Annotated in this window: 15 protein-coding genes; 3 read left to right on the forward strand and 12 right to left on the reverse strand. The window is 47.3% G+C overall.

From position 1 onward, the window contains the following. A partial coding sequence (locus C7R92_RS20415) for an LPXTG cell wall anchor domain-containing protein (protein ID WP_146147622.1) occupies positions 1-389 on the forward strand: 389 nt, incomplete at its 5' end. 54 nt (positions 390-443) lie between these two features. Here the strand turns inward: C7R92_RS20415 and C7R92_RS20420 are convergent. Continuing rightward, a complete protein-coding gene (locus C7R92_RS20420) occupies positions 444-1394 on the reverse strand; it encodes a lipase/acyltransferase domain-containing protein (RefSeq protein WP_106835444.1) in 951 nt (316 codons plus the stop codon). A gap of 218 nt (positions 1395-1612) precedes the next feature. Between C7R92_RS20420 and C7R92_RS20425 the strand changes: the two genes are divergently transcribed. Next, entirely contained in the window at positions 1613-3235 is a 1623-nt protein-coding gene (locus C7R92_RS20425) for a family 10 glycosylhydrolase (RefSeq protein ID WP_106835445.1), read from the forward strand. Positions 3236-3306: 71 nt separating this feature from the next. Here C7R92_RS20425 and C7R92_RS20430 read toward each other — a convergent pair whose 3' ends face one another. The 5 genes from C7R92_RS20430 to C7R92_RS20450 all read right to left on the reverse strand — a co-directional run bounded on the left by C7R92_RS20430 (position 3307) and on the right by C7R92_RS20450 (position 7753). After that, the gene (locus C7R92_RS20430) at positions 3307-4242 is read right to left on the reverse strand and encodes an iron-hydroxamate ABC transporter substrate-binding protein (RefSeq protein WP_106835446.1); all 936 of its coding nucleotides are present in this window, start codon (positions 4240-4242) and stop codon (positions 3307-3309) included. Between the two features lie 204 nt (positions 4243-4446). After that, positions 4447-4851, reverse strand: a complete 405-nt coding sequence (locus C7R92_RS20435; RefSeq protein WP_017246651.1) for a hypothetical protein — start codon at positions 4849-4851, stop codon at positions 4447-4449. Between the two features lie 211 nt (positions 4852-5062). After that, complete coding sequence (locus C7R92_RS20440; RefSeq protein WP_106835447.1) at positions 5063-5998, reverse strand: hypothetical protein; 936 nt, start codon at positions 5996-5998, stop codon at positions 5063-5065. Next, positions 5967-6554, reverse strand: a complete 588-nt coding sequence (locus tag C7R92_RS20445) for an RNA polymerase sigma factor (protein ID WP_106835448.1) — start codon at positions 6552-6554, stop codon at positions 5967-5969. Before C7R92_RS20445 ends, C7R92_RS20440 begins: the two co-directional genes overlap by 32 nt. A 101-nt stretch (positions 6555-6655) precedes the next feature. Next, entirely contained in the window at positions 6656-7753 is a 1098-nt protein-coding gene (locus C7R92_RS20450) for a nitric oxide synthase oxygenase (protein WP_106835449.1), read from the reverse strand. 441 nt (positions 7754-8194) lie between these two features. Here C7R92_RS20450 and C7R92_RS32065 point away from each other — a divergent pair, with 441 nt between their 5' ends. Beyond that, on the forward strand, positions 8195-8362 hold the full coding sequence (locus C7R92_RS32065) for a hypothetical protein (RefSeq protein ID WP_158265761.1): 168 nt from the start codon (positions 8195-8197) through the stop codon (positions 8360-8362). Between the two features lie 278 nt (positions 8363-8640). Here C7R92_RS32065 and C7R92_RS20455 read toward each other — a convergent pair whose 3' ends face one another. From C7R92_RS20455 to C7R92_RS20480, 6 genes are read right to left on the reverse strand one after another with little or no spacing between them, the layout of a single operon-like run. Next, the gene (locus C7R92_RS20455) at positions 8641-9207 is read right to left on the reverse strand and encodes a glycerol-3-phosphate responsive antiterminator (protein ID WP_106835450.1); all 567 of its coding nucleotides are present in this window, start codon (positions 9205-9207) and stop codon (positions 8641-8643) included. Between the two features lies 1 nt (position 9208). Continuing rightward, a complete protein-coding gene (locus tag C7R92_RS20460) occupies positions 9209-10030 on the reverse strand; it encodes a sugar phosphate isomerase/epimerase family protein (RefSeq protein ID WP_106835598.1) in 822 nt (273 codons plus the stop codon). Positions 10031-10048: 18 nt separating this feature from the next. Beyond that, entirely contained in the window at positions 10049-10852 is an 804-nt protein-coding gene (locus C7R92_RS20465) for a carbohydrate ABC transporter permease (protein ID WP_017246658.1), read from the reverse strand. 13 nt (positions 10853-10865) lie between these two features. Further along, positions 10866-11753, reverse strand: a complete 888-nt coding sequence (locus C7R92_RS20470; protein ID WP_106835451.1) for a carbohydrate ABC transporter permease — start codon at positions 11751-11753, stop codon at positions 10866-10868. A 27-nt stretch (positions 11754-11780) separates the two neighbouring features. Further along, positions 11781-13097 carry an ABC transporter substrate-binding protein gene (locus C7R92_RS20475; protein ID WP_106835452.1) on the reverse strand — a complete coding sequence of 439 codons (1317 nt, stop codon included), beginning with the start codon at positions 13095-13097 and terminating at the stop codon, positions 11781-11783. Positions 13098-13122: 25 nt separating this feature from the next. Beyond that, entirely contained in the window at positions 13123-14220 is a 1098-nt protein-coding gene (locus C7R92_RS20480) for an ABC transporter ATP-binding protein (protein WP_106835453.1), read from the reverse strand. Positions 14221-14252: the final 32 nt, after the last annotated feature.

A 14252-nucleotide genomic window follows, 5' to 3' on the forward strand; every position in this document is an offset into this window, starting at 1 on the left:
AACCTGGCAAACCGGATCAACCTGGCAAACCGGATCAACCTGGCAACCCAGACCAACCTGGCAACCCAGACCAACCTGGTAACCCGGATCAACCTGGAAATCCAGACCAACCTGGCGATCCAGACCAACCTGGTACTCCTGATGCAAACAACAACACTACGAACCCCAACACTTCGGGAGAGTTGAATCAAACAGGAAATACAACCAAACCGAACGATTCGGGAGCTGCCAATAACTCCAACGTCTTAGAGACTAACAACGAATCTCCAGCTACAGGCAAAGTATTGCCTCAGACGGGAGAACAGGCTAACCCACTCCCTCTCGTTGCAGGTATCGTTTCGATCTTGATCGGTATTTCGATCATGTATCGTAGAAACAAGAAAGCGTAGATCATCTAAAGGACCAAGTCCAGGGATTTTCCCGGCTTGGTCCTCTTTTTTCCCCTACTCTAGCAATTGCCGGAGAAGCGGTTCACTTTTATACAAAATCTCCAGATGTGTCGCCTCTACGTAATATCGCTCACCTTCGAGTGCGAATACACTGTTTGCCATGACACTCCCATCCCCAGCGTCACTATTGATCGAGCCCACTACTCTTCCATCGACCCATTTATCGGGAGACAGCGAAGGGACTGTTCGCAGGTAATGAATCGTTTCTTGTCCGATACCAGCTACCAGCGTGACGCGAATATTGCGGGCTGCGATAATCCCCATCGTTGCGTTCAAGTAGTCCATGTATTGATTTTTCACGACAATCTGTTCATAAGGTACGAAGGCTTCGACCCCCTGTGTTTTCTCCAGCAAATAATCGCCATATGCTGCTGACGGGGTAAGATCAAGGAGACTGGGAAAATGTCTGTGAATAGCTTGTATACGATGAAAAGGGATGCTTTGCTCCAAATAGGCTAGATAAACATTCATATATAGCTCCACGACATTTCTTTTGGCAGAAACGGAGCGCGGCAGCTTCCCTCCTGCCCAATAGCTGTAGGCGACAGGCGATCCGGCGTTGGGAGTCGCAAAAATGAGCAGCTGATCCACATCGTTTTGGTAAAATTCGCTCTGGACATAGGCTCTAGCAACAAGGCCCCCCATGCTATGGCAAATGAGATTGACATAAGGGGAACCTGTCGTTTGCTTCGCTCGCTCGATGACAGGCAGCAAAAAGCGTTCTGCTGAAATATCGATCTGCCTTCGCCAATCATAAAAAGCTACAAACAATTGTTCATTGAGGGCGTATCCCATTTTTCCAAGCAAACGGATAAATGGCTCGTAAGCCGTTCGGGCAAACCCGAAGCCCCAGTCACCAGTACCCGGAATAATTTGATCACTCATCGACCCAAACAGCCCCGGAACAAAAACAATCGGTGCCTTTTGCGCAAGAAAAAAACTCATGCTTGCACTCCTTTCCCTCTCTTTTGTCCCATGACCAGAAGGAAAACAACATATGCTTCTGCCTATGCCAGAGCAGCTTGGGTGGTTCCCTTGTTTCGATGAGTGTCGTCATTTTTTGCCGAAACTTCCCACTGGAGCGTAACAAAGCGATATAATAAAGCGTCAAACGTATTGGCTAATGTTTTAAGCAAATCTATCTTGTCGGAGGATTGGCAAAAATGAAGGTACGCAAGTGGTTTATGCTTTTGCTAATGTTCGTACTATGTATTCCAACGATGGGGATATCCGTGCAGGCCGCGCAGACATCCTCTGGCATCAGCATCTATTTGGACGGGCAACAAATCAAAAGTGACGTCGCTCCGTACATTATTCCAAAAGCAAACGTAACGATGGTCCCTATGCGAGTGATCGGTGAAAATCTGGGAGCCGAAGTAAATTGGGAGCCAAATTCTCAGACCGCAACGATCAGCAAGCAAGATACCTTGTTGTCCATGACGGTTAATCAGAAGAACGCTCTCGTGAACAACAACAGCGTCCCACTTGATTCTTCTGTTCAGAACAAGCAAGGAAGAATCATGGTTCCGCTGCGTTTTGTATCCGAGCAGTTGGGCCTAACGGTAAACTGGGAAGACAAAACCAAAACGATTCGCCTACAAAGCGGCAACGTCGCTACCATGACTCCGCCACCACAGGATGTTCTGAGTGAAACTGGCGGGATGGAACCAAGCACACCTGTCGTGACAAACGGAGATTTGCGCGGGGTATGGATATCGACAGTCTACAACTTGGACTGGCCATCTTCCGGTTCTAACGGAAACCCAGCGAAACAGCAACAAGAATACATACAGCTGCTCGATGAGCTGCAAGCCATGGGAATGAACGCTGTTTTCGTGCAAGTGCGTCCATCTGGAGACGCTCTGTACCCTTCTACACTCACTCCATGGTCGAGATTTTTGACGGGAACCCCAGGGAAAGATCCTGGCTACGACCCGCTTGCCTTTATGGTAGAAGAAACGCATAGACGCGGGATGCAATTCCATGCTTGGTTCAACCCGTTCCGTGCCACTACGGATGCAAAAACAGACCAATTGCCAGCGAATCACGTGATCAAGCAGCACCCTGACTGGATTGTGAATGCCAACAAAAAGTTGTACATCAATCCGGGTATTCCGGCAGCACGTCAGCAAATTATCAATGAAGTAATGGAAGTCGTGCAGCGCTATGAAATCGATGGTGTCCATCTGGATGATTATTTCTATCCTTCCAATGTCGCCTTTGCAGACGATGCAGCATTCAAGGCTTACAACAACAAGAAAATCGTATCCAAAGCAGACTGGCGCCGTGATAATATCAATCAATTTGTTCAACAATTGAATCAGTCCATCAAGAGCGTCAAGCCTCACGTTCAATTCGGGATCAGTCCATTCGGTGTATGGCGCAACAGCAATGTCGATCCGACCGGCTCCGATACAAAAGCTGGCGTGACTGCTTATGACCACATGTTTGCCGATGTGCGCACATGGATTCAACAAGGCTGGATCGATTATGTGACTCCGCAAATTTATTGGAGCTTTTCCTTCGCCCCTGCCCAATACGACAAGCTCGTTACTTGGTGGGCAAACGAAGTACAAGGGACGAACGTCAAGCTCTACATCGGTCATTCCCCTTACAAGCTGGGAACGGCTGAAGCTGGCTGGCAGAGCGCCCAGGAGATTATCAACCAATTGAATTACAACGCGATGGTTCCTCAGGTTCAGGGCAGCATTTTCTTTAGTGCCAAGGACTTGCGGAAAAATCCATTAGGTCTGCTCCCAGCTCTTAGCAGTTATTACAACCGCTAAATAAATAGCAAAAACCCCCGAATACTCGTAGCAAAACATACTTGCTACCTATGTTTCGGGGTTTTTTTCTTCTACGTTAATTTTTCTACAATGAACGTGAGTTGCGCTTCCAATGAGATCGGGTCATTAAAATAGGAGCCTTTCTGATCAATCTGAAAAACCTGATTATTTTTCACTGCTGACAGGCCCTTCCAAACGTTTGTACCGTATACACTCTCCGGATTGGTATCATCTCCGGACCATGCACTGGTAAAAATGTAGTCTCCCGCAAAGTCCGGCATTGTTTCAAGCGAGACCTCCGCCCAGCCGGTATTGCTATCAATGGCTTCTTTTTGTACGGCATTCGGAGCCTTCAACTGGAATTCTCCGTAAAGGATGTCTCCGCCCCTTCCGAAGTTGTGCCCAAACGCATAGATCCCCTTGGCGTATGGCTGCAAAATCGAAACGGTTTTATCTCCTACCGCTGCTTGCACCTTTGGTTTTGCCTCAGCAATTTTCTTGTCCCATTCGGCAATCCACTCATTCGCCTTGTCTTCTCTTCCTGTCATTTTGCCAAACTCCCGCAGTTCTTCGCGGATTGGCTTCTTACCGTATGGAATCACTACCGTTGGAGCTATTTTGGTGAACTCCTCGATATTCTTATCCCCTTCAAACACGATAAGTAAATCAGGATTCATCGCCAGTACTTTTTCTAGCGATGTTCCGTTGCCCACGCTTTCGATACCATCCAGCTTCCCTTTAAAATACGGGTTTTCCATAGCATGGTCCGTGATACCGATAGGCTTGATCCCCAGTGTCAGAAAATGTCCAGCATAGCTGTCCGCAAGAACCACAACCCGTTTTGGGTCCTTCGGAATTTTTACTGTGCCATTAAACGCTTGGTAGTTGATATATTCATTGTTACTCTCGTTAACTGAACTTTCCTGCGCAGGTTGAGCAGTTGGATTGGCTGGTGTCTGTCCGCAGGCTGATAACATGCTGATCATGACCATAATAAGGGCTACCATTATGATCTTATCTAAGCCTGATTTTCTCCTTCTCAAAAAGAACCTCTCCTTCAACGAAACTTGAAATTGATAATCATTCTCGTGAATTTTAGCATAAGGAGCTTGCTCTGCCCATCTTTTTCGTTATCCGAGATACCATTTTTAATCCGTCACAAAAAAATGCCGCGAAGCATGTTCGCGACATTGGTAGCTTTATTTTTTGGCTTATTTCGTTACTTTGTGAAGACCGAACAGCATGAGGACATCATTATCGTTGGTCTCATACTCTTTCACTTCACCTTTAAAGGAAGTTTCTTTGACAATAATCTTGCTGCCTGTCGCATTTGGTTTCATTTCAATCATATGTGAAGATAGATTAAGATCATCTGCCGTTATACCTAACTTCTCGGAGAGATCTTTAACCGTAGCCTTGTGCTCACCTAGTTGACTGTCTTTAATGGTTACTGCCTGGCCATCCTTAGAAAAAACGAATGCAATCGTCAGGTCTAGGTTACTTTTTTCCGCAACGTTTGCTTTTGCATCTGCTGTAGTGGTTGCATACGGTATAACAGTACCAATCACCCCAGTTAGTAACAAAGCTGATGCAGTTGTCATCCATTTCTTTTTCATTTGTCTCGCTCCTTTTCATTTCTTTTTTTGTGTGCAAGTAAATCTCTTACTCTCTTACTTGCTAAATCTAGGGTAAGATGAAAAGTTAAACAAAATTGTGGGGTAAAACTAAAATTTTCCTTAACTCATCGCGCATCCTTGGTTCTCAGAGATACTATTTTCAATCTGTCACAAAAAAATGCCGCGAAGCATGTTCGCGACATTGATAGTTTTATTTTTTCGGCATCATAGCATTTACAAACTCGCTGATGTTGCCTTTGGTCAATACATCCCCAGTCGCAACTACTTCATACTGCATCTTCTTACCAGCGTATTCCATCACCCAGACGATGTTCTTGTCAACCCCTTCTTTACTAGCTTCTTCTGTATACAGCACTTCGATTTGCCCTACTTTCATTACCTCTTTTTGCTGTTCATCCTGATTTATTACATAAGTTGTACTACCTTCTACATCTTCATAATTGGAAATGTTCAAATTTATATAGCTTTCCCCAGACTTATATGTCGCATATAGCGTGTCCAGCTCATTTGTCCATTCCAACGGCTGAATGACGTATTCTTTTTTCTCTTGCTCTGCCTTTTTGTATAAAGCTTCCTTGTCATACTCTCTCTTGATGTCAAATGTGAGGCTGGCATCTTCAAAGGAATAACCCCCTGGCAATGTCTCAGGCACCAATATCTGATCTCCCACTTTCTTGTGTAGATCGGCCAAATTGGCAAATTCAAATGCTTTATAGAGCGTTGCAACCGCTTTTTTTGGATTGTGGACGGCGATATAAACGGCTGCGGCAGTTCCAGGCTCCATGCTTCTAGTAATTTCCGAACGTTTATCTTGATATTTCTTTGTTTCAGGATCTAACTCCTTGACAACTTTTGGTTTTTCCTGAATTTGGGAGATGTCTTTCTGCTGATAAATAACTTCGCCTTTTTCATCCTTCAACTGATAGTACTGGACAGCAGCATACCCCGACGAAATGCTTGCGATTAATCCGATCGCGACCAAAATACTCACCTTGTACTTCACAAAAAATCTCTCCTTCTCTCGTTTGATTTTTGTCATCACTTGATGGCTAATGTCAATCTCCTGCGGGATACGCGGGTCATTGAACAGGTCCTTAATACTCTCGTGCGATTTGTTTGGACTCATCGTGAGCTGACCCTCCCTTCCCTAAAGGAGAATAAGCGGATCGGAACTTCGAGGCCGTACGCTCGAATTTTTTGCGCAGACTCGCAGCGTTTTTGTTCATGATCAAGGAAATTTCCTCGTACGTCTTTTCTTCCACGCCTCGCAGCAAGAGAAGCGTTCTTTCCTCTACTGAGAGTGTCTGCATGGCAAGAAATACATCCTCACTGAAATAAACATTTTCAATATGCCACTCGATGTCTGATTGAGACTCTTTGTCCTGCATCAAAAATGGCAACAGCTTTGTCCATTTCCTTTTTCTGATGAGATCGATGCAATGGTGATAGGCTATTTTATAAAGCCAAGCTGCGAACGGAATGGTTGGACTGTATTTTTTCAAGTTGCGATAAGCCTTGAAGAAGACCTCCTGTGTGGCATCTTCCGCTTCGCATCGATTCCCCAGGATGTGATAGCAGTAGTGAAATATGGGGGTTTGGTAGCTTTTCATGATAGCAGCGTAGCGGTCATCCCCGCCCTGAATGATCTCATTCACGAGTTCTTCTATCTGTTTCGTGTCCACTCTCTCCCTCCTTCCAACTGGTATAACGCACCATACCACCCTGTATGTGACATCGCATGCAAAAAAAATGCCGCGAAGTATATTCGCGACATTGGAAAGCCTTAATTTTTGCCGAGCTCCGGCTTGTCCTGGTAAAAGAAATTCGGCGTATGGATGGTGTTGTCGTATAGACTGTGGAAAATGTGTGTGGCTGTTCCGGAGATCGGCGGAACCAGCCATGTCCAGTCACCCGTAACGGCTCGACTACATTTCTCTTCTCTTTCCTCAAATCGCTTGAATTGCTGGCTCGCCGTATGGTGATCGACAATCGATACTCCTTTTTCCTTGAAGGAATGCAGGACAGCTACGTTCAGCTCGATGAGCGCTTTGTCTCTCCACAGTGTCGCTTCCCTGCTCGTATCGAGCCCCATGACCTCTGCCACCTTTGGCAGCATGTTATATCGCTCTTGGTCAGCGAAATTGCGCGCACCGATCTCCGTTCCCATGTACCACCCGTTAAAAGGCGCGGCCAAATAGTGGATACCGCCAATCTCCATGCGCATATTCGAAACAATAGGAACCCCATACCATTGCAATGCCAAATCAGCAAAGCCCGGCAAATCGGGATGCACGATCGGCACCTCCAAGACCAGCTCCTGTGGAATCTCAAAAAACTGCGGCGTCCGATCTCCAATCTGCACGACAAGCGGCAAAACGTCGTAGTTTGTGCCTTTCCCTTGCCAGCCCAAGCTCTCGCATAGCTTTGTCAACGAAAGCGAGACCGGATCACCCAACACGCCGTACTCCGTTTCATATCCGGCGTAACGAATCAATTGGTCGTTCCAGATTCGCATAGGAGCTCTGCCTGCTACAGCAGGTGCAAAAACGGTGATGGTCGGGCGAATTTTCCCGCCATTGGTGGCAAAGTCGATGTGTCGGAGCATGGCCTGCGCCATCTCTTCTTCTGTTTCGACGTGCCGCTCATCTATCACAAGTAACGATTCCCAAAAGAATCGCCCAATACATCGATTGCTATTGCGCCAGGCCATTTTTGCTCCGTGACGCAGCTCCTCGGTCGTATGCTCATAGTATCCCTGCTGTTCGATCATCTGTCGGACTTCCTGTACTCGTCGCTCGGTTTCGTCCGTTGTCTTGTCCAGTTCGCGATAGCATGTCCGAATAAATTGCTCTGCCGCTTCCATTAGTTGAATTGGTTCCATATTACCCTCTTTTCACGCTGAAGGGTGTCTCTTCGCTGTTACTTTCTTCATCGTAGAATTTTGTTACCTACATTATAAATTTACTCGTGCTTGATTACCAATCATGTAGGCATATGGACACATATCTGTAAGAAACATGGGCTGACGTGTTTACTACACACGATGAATAAGCAGCTTGAGTAAAGAAACCGGTGTTTCTGGATGAAACATTTCCAAATACCTATGTATATTTAAGTGTATTCACAACTTTATATCTATTGTTAGTGACCGCTCTACACCCAACATTTCATTAAATGGGTATAATTTCCTTTTCATATAGATTGGATATCCAGCGAATCGATCAACATAAAAGATGGAATCAAAAGACTAAGAAACGCAAATTTGAAGATTAAAGATGTCAGGCATTTGCTAGATATTATTGAAAGATAAGGAGAAATATAAATGATGTATGAACATATCATGCGGGTGGGAATGACCATTAATGATAAAAAAAGAGGGTGTATTATTGTAGGAGGAGTTGATCCTATGTTCTCCTCAAACAATACAAAAGTACCAAATATTGTTGATAAATATATTATGGTTAAAACCACAACATCACAGGAAATCTAAGTATTGGAATTAGCACTTATGATTCAGATAATTTTAGTAAGGTAAAATCAGGTGATGAAGTGTTGTTAGTATTGGATTGAGCAATACATTCGGGTCTGTCAAAATTTTTGTGTTATAACAATCTTGGCGTGTAACTGTCATACTTTAGTCAAGGAAAAAGACACGTATGAAGGCAAAAAAGCTAACTTTAAGCAACCTCCGTCATAAAACGAAAAACTATGGTTGGACTGGATAACACACAAAAAAGGACAGGTGCTTACACCCACCCGCCCTTTCTCCTAAACAGTCATATGGTTCCACATCTCCGACTTACTCAACGAAACAGCATCTGCTCCACCCTTCAACGCTTCGTTGACCTGCTCCATATTCCAAATCAACCCGCCCAAAATAATCGGCTGCGGCAAATGCTCCTTTATATACGAAATAATAGACGGCGCTATCCCCGGCATGATTTCAATCGCATCCGGCTGGTTTTCCAAGACGTTTTTGATGGTCGTCGAAAGAGAGGTCGAATCGATCAAAAAGACTCGCTGGATCGTCAGCATCCCTTCCTTTTTGGCCGCGCGAATCATCGGTCCTTTGGTAGTGACAATGCCCGTTGGTTGGATATAGGTGGACAAGAAACGAAAAGCCTCTTTGTCATTGGACAAGCCATTCATGAGGTCTGTGTGCAAAAAAATCGGCTTGCTCGACTGACGGATGGTTTCGGCTTCCTCCATCAGCTTGGTCAGCTTTCCGTACATCAAAAGGATCGCGCAAGCTCGGGACGCCATCGCCTCTCCCAAGCGATCCTGTTCGGTTGCCGCAATAACCGGATTCGTTTTCAAAATCGTTTTCATGTCCATGTTATTTGCCTCCTTCCCTCAGTAGCCGTTCCACACTAACCTCAGCGCAGCCAAGCTGCTTTGTCTCTACAACCCAATGACCCGCGAATCCGTTGTCTTTCAAAAGTGACAGGATAGATTCGAAAGGGATCGTTCCATCGCCTATCGCCAGATGATCGTCGAGCTTGCCAAAGTTATCACTCAGGTGAAGAGCGGACAAATGAGGGAGCACCTCCTGCAATGCATCGATTGCATATCCCGGACGAATCAAATGGGCATGACCTACGTCGTACACGATCCCTACGCGAGAGGACTTTACGTAACGGCATATACGCACGAGATCCTCGACGTTCCACCCCAGCACTTTTGGATAAGGGGGAACATTCTCGACCGTCAGTATGGTTCTACTCTCTGCGGACAGCTCGGTGGTCAACACGTGGAGTGCCTGACTCACATTTTCCACACCTCTGGCACGCTCTGTGTCCGCGAGTCGGTCTTCTACTTCCCCCGCATGCATCACAACATGGGTGCAGTCGAGAAAGCTAGCAATCTCCAGGCAGCGCTTCATCGTGTCCATTGTTTGCTCCCGAGTTGGTCCTGAGTCAGCCGCCAGATTGCAGCCGCTGATTGGCGCATGAATGGACCAGGCAATCCCTCTCTCGTTTCCCTGCTGCTTCAACTCTTTCAGCTGTTCCCAGGACCAGTCCAATAGGTCGGCATGATTCTCTTCACACATAATCTCGATGCCCTTCCAATCATGGTGCAAAAGCTGAACAATAGCTTCACGTAAGGACAGATCAAATAACGCATAGGTGGATACGGCAAACGAGCTTTTGTCTCTCATCATTCATGACCCTCCCTCTTATTTCACGCCGGAGTGGATGAAGCTGTTGATAAACTGCCGCTGGAACAGCAAAAATGCCAGCAACAACGGAAAAATTACCATGACAGTCGCTGCACTTACCTCGGCCCACTGCGCCCCTGTCTCAAACGATTGGGCAAAAATCGCCAGACCGACCGTCAACGGGCGATTTTCCACGGAATTCGTAATAATCAGCGGCCACATGAAGTTGTTCCAATGGTAGCTGACCGAGACCAAGCCAAACGCAATGTAGGTCGGCTTTGCTAACGGAACGTACACCCGCCACAAAATCTGGAACCAGGAGCAGCCCTCCATCCGTGCCGCCTCCTCCAGCTCGTGCGGGATTGTCTTGAAGGTTTGTCTCAACAGAAAAACCCCGAAGGCAGAAGCGAAGTACGGCAGCATAATGCCGATTTTGGTATCCAGCAAAGACAAGTCACGCAGGACATTATAGTTGGGGAAAATCAAGATATCTGCCGGGACCATGAGCTGGACCAGGAACAGGACAAACAGCACATCCTTTCCCCAAAATTGCAGCTTCGCAAAGGCATAGGCCGCCAGTGTAGCTGTGATCATTTGTGCCACCAAAATACCCGTCACGATCAAAAAGGTATTGATGTAGTACTGGTCAAAGGGCGCTGCATCCCACACCTTCGCAAAGTTATCGAGTGTAAAATCTGCACGGAGCGACCACGAAGTCGCCAGCTCCCTCGGGCGAAAGGAAGTCCAGACCGCCCAGAGCAAAGGAAACAACCAGAGAACGGCCAAGCCGTACATTCCAACTGTTGTGATTTTGCGAAGCATCTGCCATCCCCCCTTAGTTGTAATGAATCTTTTTATCCATACCAAAAAACTGAAAAGCAGCGACTAACAGCAGCAGCACGACCATGACAATCGTCAATGCCGAAGCCATTCCTTGATCCCAGAAAGAAAACGCCGTCTCGTATATGTAGTACAGCAAGAGATTGCTGGCATTATCCGGCCCGCCTTTGGTCATGATCACCAAATGGTCTACCAGCTTGAAAGAGTTAGTGAAGGCGATAATACTGACAAACATTGTCGTTGGCATAAGCAGTGGAAAGGTGATGCGGCGAAAAACCGTCCACGACGATGCCCCTTCCATGGAGGCGGATTCGTATAGCTCCTGTGAAATGTTTTGCAGCCCCGCCAAATAAAAGATCATGAAATAGCCCGCTTCCTTCCAAATGACCATGAAGATCATCGCCCACATCACATTTTTCTGATCGCCGAGCCAGTTCATGTCGCCTTTTCCGAACCACTCCATCACATGACTAAGCGCTCCGTACTCCGGTGTGTAAATAAACAGCCAGATGTTCGCCACTGCAATCATCGGAACAACTGTCGGGTAAAAATAAGCCGTGCGGATAAAGCTCTTCCCTCGTATTGCCTTGTTGGCGAACAGAGCCATAGCTAGCGCGAGAGCCACACTCGTCGGCACCGTTCCGATGGCAAACCAGATATTATTGGTCAGCACCTTCCAAAACACTTCATCTTCCACCATTTGTTTATAATTATCTATCCCGTTAAAAAACGGCTCTGGAGAACCCAGATCCGCTTGATGAAAACTGAGTATGAACGTTTGTATAACTGGATAGAAGGTAAACAGTAGCAGGAAGATGAGGGAGGGAAGGAGCAAGAGCCAGGCGTACATGTTCACTTTCCATTTTGCGCGTAGTTCCCCCATTGTCGCTCCCCCATTGCCTTGCTTGATTTATTTGTTGAACGGCGCCAGCATCTTGTCCGCTTCTTCCTGCGCTTTTTTCAATGCTTCCGCAGGCTCGGATTGACCAGTGATCACAGATTGCAGCGTGTCGTTCAAGAGCTTTGTCACTTTGCCGTTATTGTGCGTAGACAGCTCAGCATGTCCGTATTCCAGCTGGTCGCGAGCCACTGCTGCCGCCGGGAAGTCCTTGACGTACTGCTTCATACTCTCTTCTGCGTAAGCAGATTTGCGTGTAGCAACATAACCCGTATCGACGCTCCACTGAGCAGCACGCTTAGGCTCGGTCATAAAGCGAATGAACTTCCATGCCGCTTCCTGTTTCTTTGCATCCGTTCCCTTGAACATGTAGAAGTTGCCGCCCCCTGTCGGGCTGCCGTAGTTCTTTTTCGCTGGCAAAAATGCTACGCCAAAATCAAACTTCGCGCTTTTCTTCACGTTCGTCAGGTTCCCTGTCGTATGGAACATCATCGCCGTTTTGCCTTCCAAGAAATCAGAAGGTACAGTCGCCCACTCGTTGACACCTTCAGGCATCACTTGATGCTTTTTGGATAAATCTACCCAAAATTGCAGGGCTTCTACATTTTCTGGCGTATCAAAAAACACTTTTTTCCCATCTTCGGACATCAAGTTCTTGCCGTTTTGCAGGGCCAGCGCTTGGAACATCCAATACGTAAAGCTCGAGGAAGGAATCTCGACGCCGTAGCGTCCGTCCTTTTTCAATTTGGCAGCGTACTGAACCAGCTCGTCCCAGGATGTCGGCGGTTTTTCTGGATCAAGTCCGACTTCCTTGAACGCGTCCTTGTTGTAATAGAGCACGATGGTGCTGCGTTGGAATGGAATGCTGTATGTCTTGCCGTCTACTTGGGAATTCGCCAAGAAGCCCGGGAAGAAATCATTTACGTATTCGCTGCCGCCATCCTTGGCAATGAAGTCGTCCAACGGCAGGATTGCATCCATGTCCATCATCGTATGCAGCTCCGTTGAGAGCATCACCGCTACGTCTGGAGGAGTCTTGCCCTGTACAGCTGCCTGTACCTTTGTCGTCGTATCTTGATAGCTGCCCGTATAGACTGGCTTGACTGTGATATCTGGATTTTCTTTGTTAAACTCCTCTGCCATACCGTCCACGATCTTGGTCAAAGGACCGCCAACCGCAACCGGATAATAGAAGGACAGCTCTGTTTTGCCTGACGAATTGGCTCCTTGCGCCGCATTGGTTGTGGACGAAGAATTGCCACTGGAGCAACCCGTGATCAGACTCATACTCATGACGACCGCAAACAAGCTTTTGACGACTTTACGCATCGCAATACCTCTCCCTTTTCTTTTCTTAATTGGTCGTAACCGCTAGATTTTTTCCGGTTTCTCCATCAAACACGTTCAGCTGAGCTGGATCAAAACGAACATGCATGGTTTCGCCTCTTTTACAGTGCCATTGCCCGTTCCATTTGGCCTTCCACAGCTTGTCTCCCACGGTGAATTCCACAATGGTCTCAGAACCGAGAATCTCTACTCCCTGCACGGTGACAGGAAGCTGGCAGGAAGCATCCATAGATTGCCCTTCAAGGGCGGGCTGCAGTGACTCTGGACGCAGACCAAGAACGACCGGGGTCTGGTCCTTGATACCGTGAAACATAGGAAGCGGCAAAAAGCGCTGGCCTGCTAGCTCAATTCCTGCTTGATCTGCCAGCCAAATGGCAGGTACCGTATTCATCGGGGGTGCCCCCGTAAACTCCGCCACGAACAAATTCGCTGGATGGTTGTAGACGTCGAGCGGTTTTCCGACTTGCTGAACCTCGCCGTCACGCAGGACCATCATGCGGTCTGCCATCGTCATCGCTTCCACCTGATCGTGCGTAACGTAAATCATCGTGATGCCCAGCTCTTGCTGCAAGCGACGGATTTCCGTGCGCATGTGTCCGCGCAGTTTGGCATCCAGATTGGACAACGGCTCGTCCATCAGGCAGATAGGGTGCTGACTGACGATGGCCCGTCCGAGTGCTACGCGTTGTCTTTGTCCCCCGGATAATTCCTTTGGCTTGCGCTGCAAAAGATGCGCGATGCCCAACATCTCCGCTACACGCTCTAACCGCTTGCCCTGCTCCGCTTTGTCTACTTTTCGAACCTGTAAACCAAACAAAATATTATCTTTTACCGTCAAATGCGGATAAAGTGCGTAATTTTGAAAGACCATGGAGATGTTTCGCCCGCTCGGAGGGACTTGATTCATCGGCTTGCCGCCAATCAACAACTCTCCCGTGCTGATCTCCTCCAGCCCGGCAATCATGCGCAATGTGGTTGATTTCCCACAACCAGAAGGCCCTACCAGTACGAAAAATTCTCCTGGCAGAATACGAGTGCTCACTTCATTGACTACCTTCTGACTCCCATACATCTTGGAAATGCGCCGCAATTCCACTTCAGCCACGACTTTCCCCCCTGAACCTCTCGCTGTTTTTT

The sequence above is a fragment of the Brevibacillus porteri genome (assembly GCF_003013475.1).
In the GTDB taxonomy this organism is placed as follows: domain Bacteria; phylum Bacillota; class Bacilli; order Brevibacillales; family Brevibacillaceae; genus Brevibacillus; species Brevibacillus porteri.

Bases quoted from the DNA above. Each gene is read 5' to 3' on its own strand.
- C7R92_RS20435 (WP_017246651.1), bottom strand. From the start codon at position 4,851: ATGAAAAAGAAATGGATGACAACTGCATCAGCTTTGTTACTAACTGGG.
- C7R92_RS20475 (WP_106835452.1), bottom strand. From the start codon at position 13,097: ATGCGTAAAGTCGTCAAAAGCTTGTTTGCGGTCGTCATGAGTATGAGT.
- C7R92_RS20420 (WP_106835444.1), bottom strand. From the start codon at position 1,394: ATGAGTTTTTTTCTTGCGCAAAAGGCACCGATTGTTTTTGTTCCGGGG.
- C7R92_RS32065 (WP_158265761.1), top strand. From the start codon at position 8,195: ATGATGTATGAACATATCATGCGGGTGGGAATGACCATTAATGATAAA.
- C7R92_RS20470 (WP_106835451.1), bottom strand. From the start codon at position 11,753: ATGGGGGAACTACGCGCAAAATGGAAAGTGAACATGTACGCCTGGCTC.
- C7R92_RS20450 (WP_106835449.1), bottom strand. From the start codon at position 7,753: ATGGAACCAATTCAACTAATGGAAGCGGCAGAGCAATTTATTCGGACA.
- C7R92_RS20465 (WP_017246658.1), bottom strand. From the start codon at position 10,852: ATGCTTCGCAAAATCACAACAGTTGGAATGTACGGCTTGGCCGTTCTC.
- C7R92_RS20430 (WP_106835446.1), bottom strand. From the start codon at position 4,242: ATGGTAGCCCTTATTATGGTCATGATCAGCATGTTATCAGCCTGCGGA.
- C7R92_RS20460 (WP_106835598.1), bottom strand. From the start codon at position 10,030: ATGAGAGACAAAAGCTCGTTTGCCGTATCCACCTATGCGTTATTTGAT.
- C7R92_RS20425 (WP_106835445.1), top strand. From the start codon at position 1,613: ATGAAGGTACGCAAGTGGTTTATGCTTTTGCTAATGTTCGTACTATGT.
- C7R92_RS20455 (WP_106835450.1), bottom strand. From the start codon at position 9,207: ATGGACATGAAAACGATTTTGAAAACGAATCCGGTTATTGCGGCAACC.
- C7R92_RS20440 (WP_106835447.1), bottom strand. From the start codon at position 5,998: ATGAGTCCAAACAAATCGCACGAGAGTATTAAGGACCTGTTCAATGAC.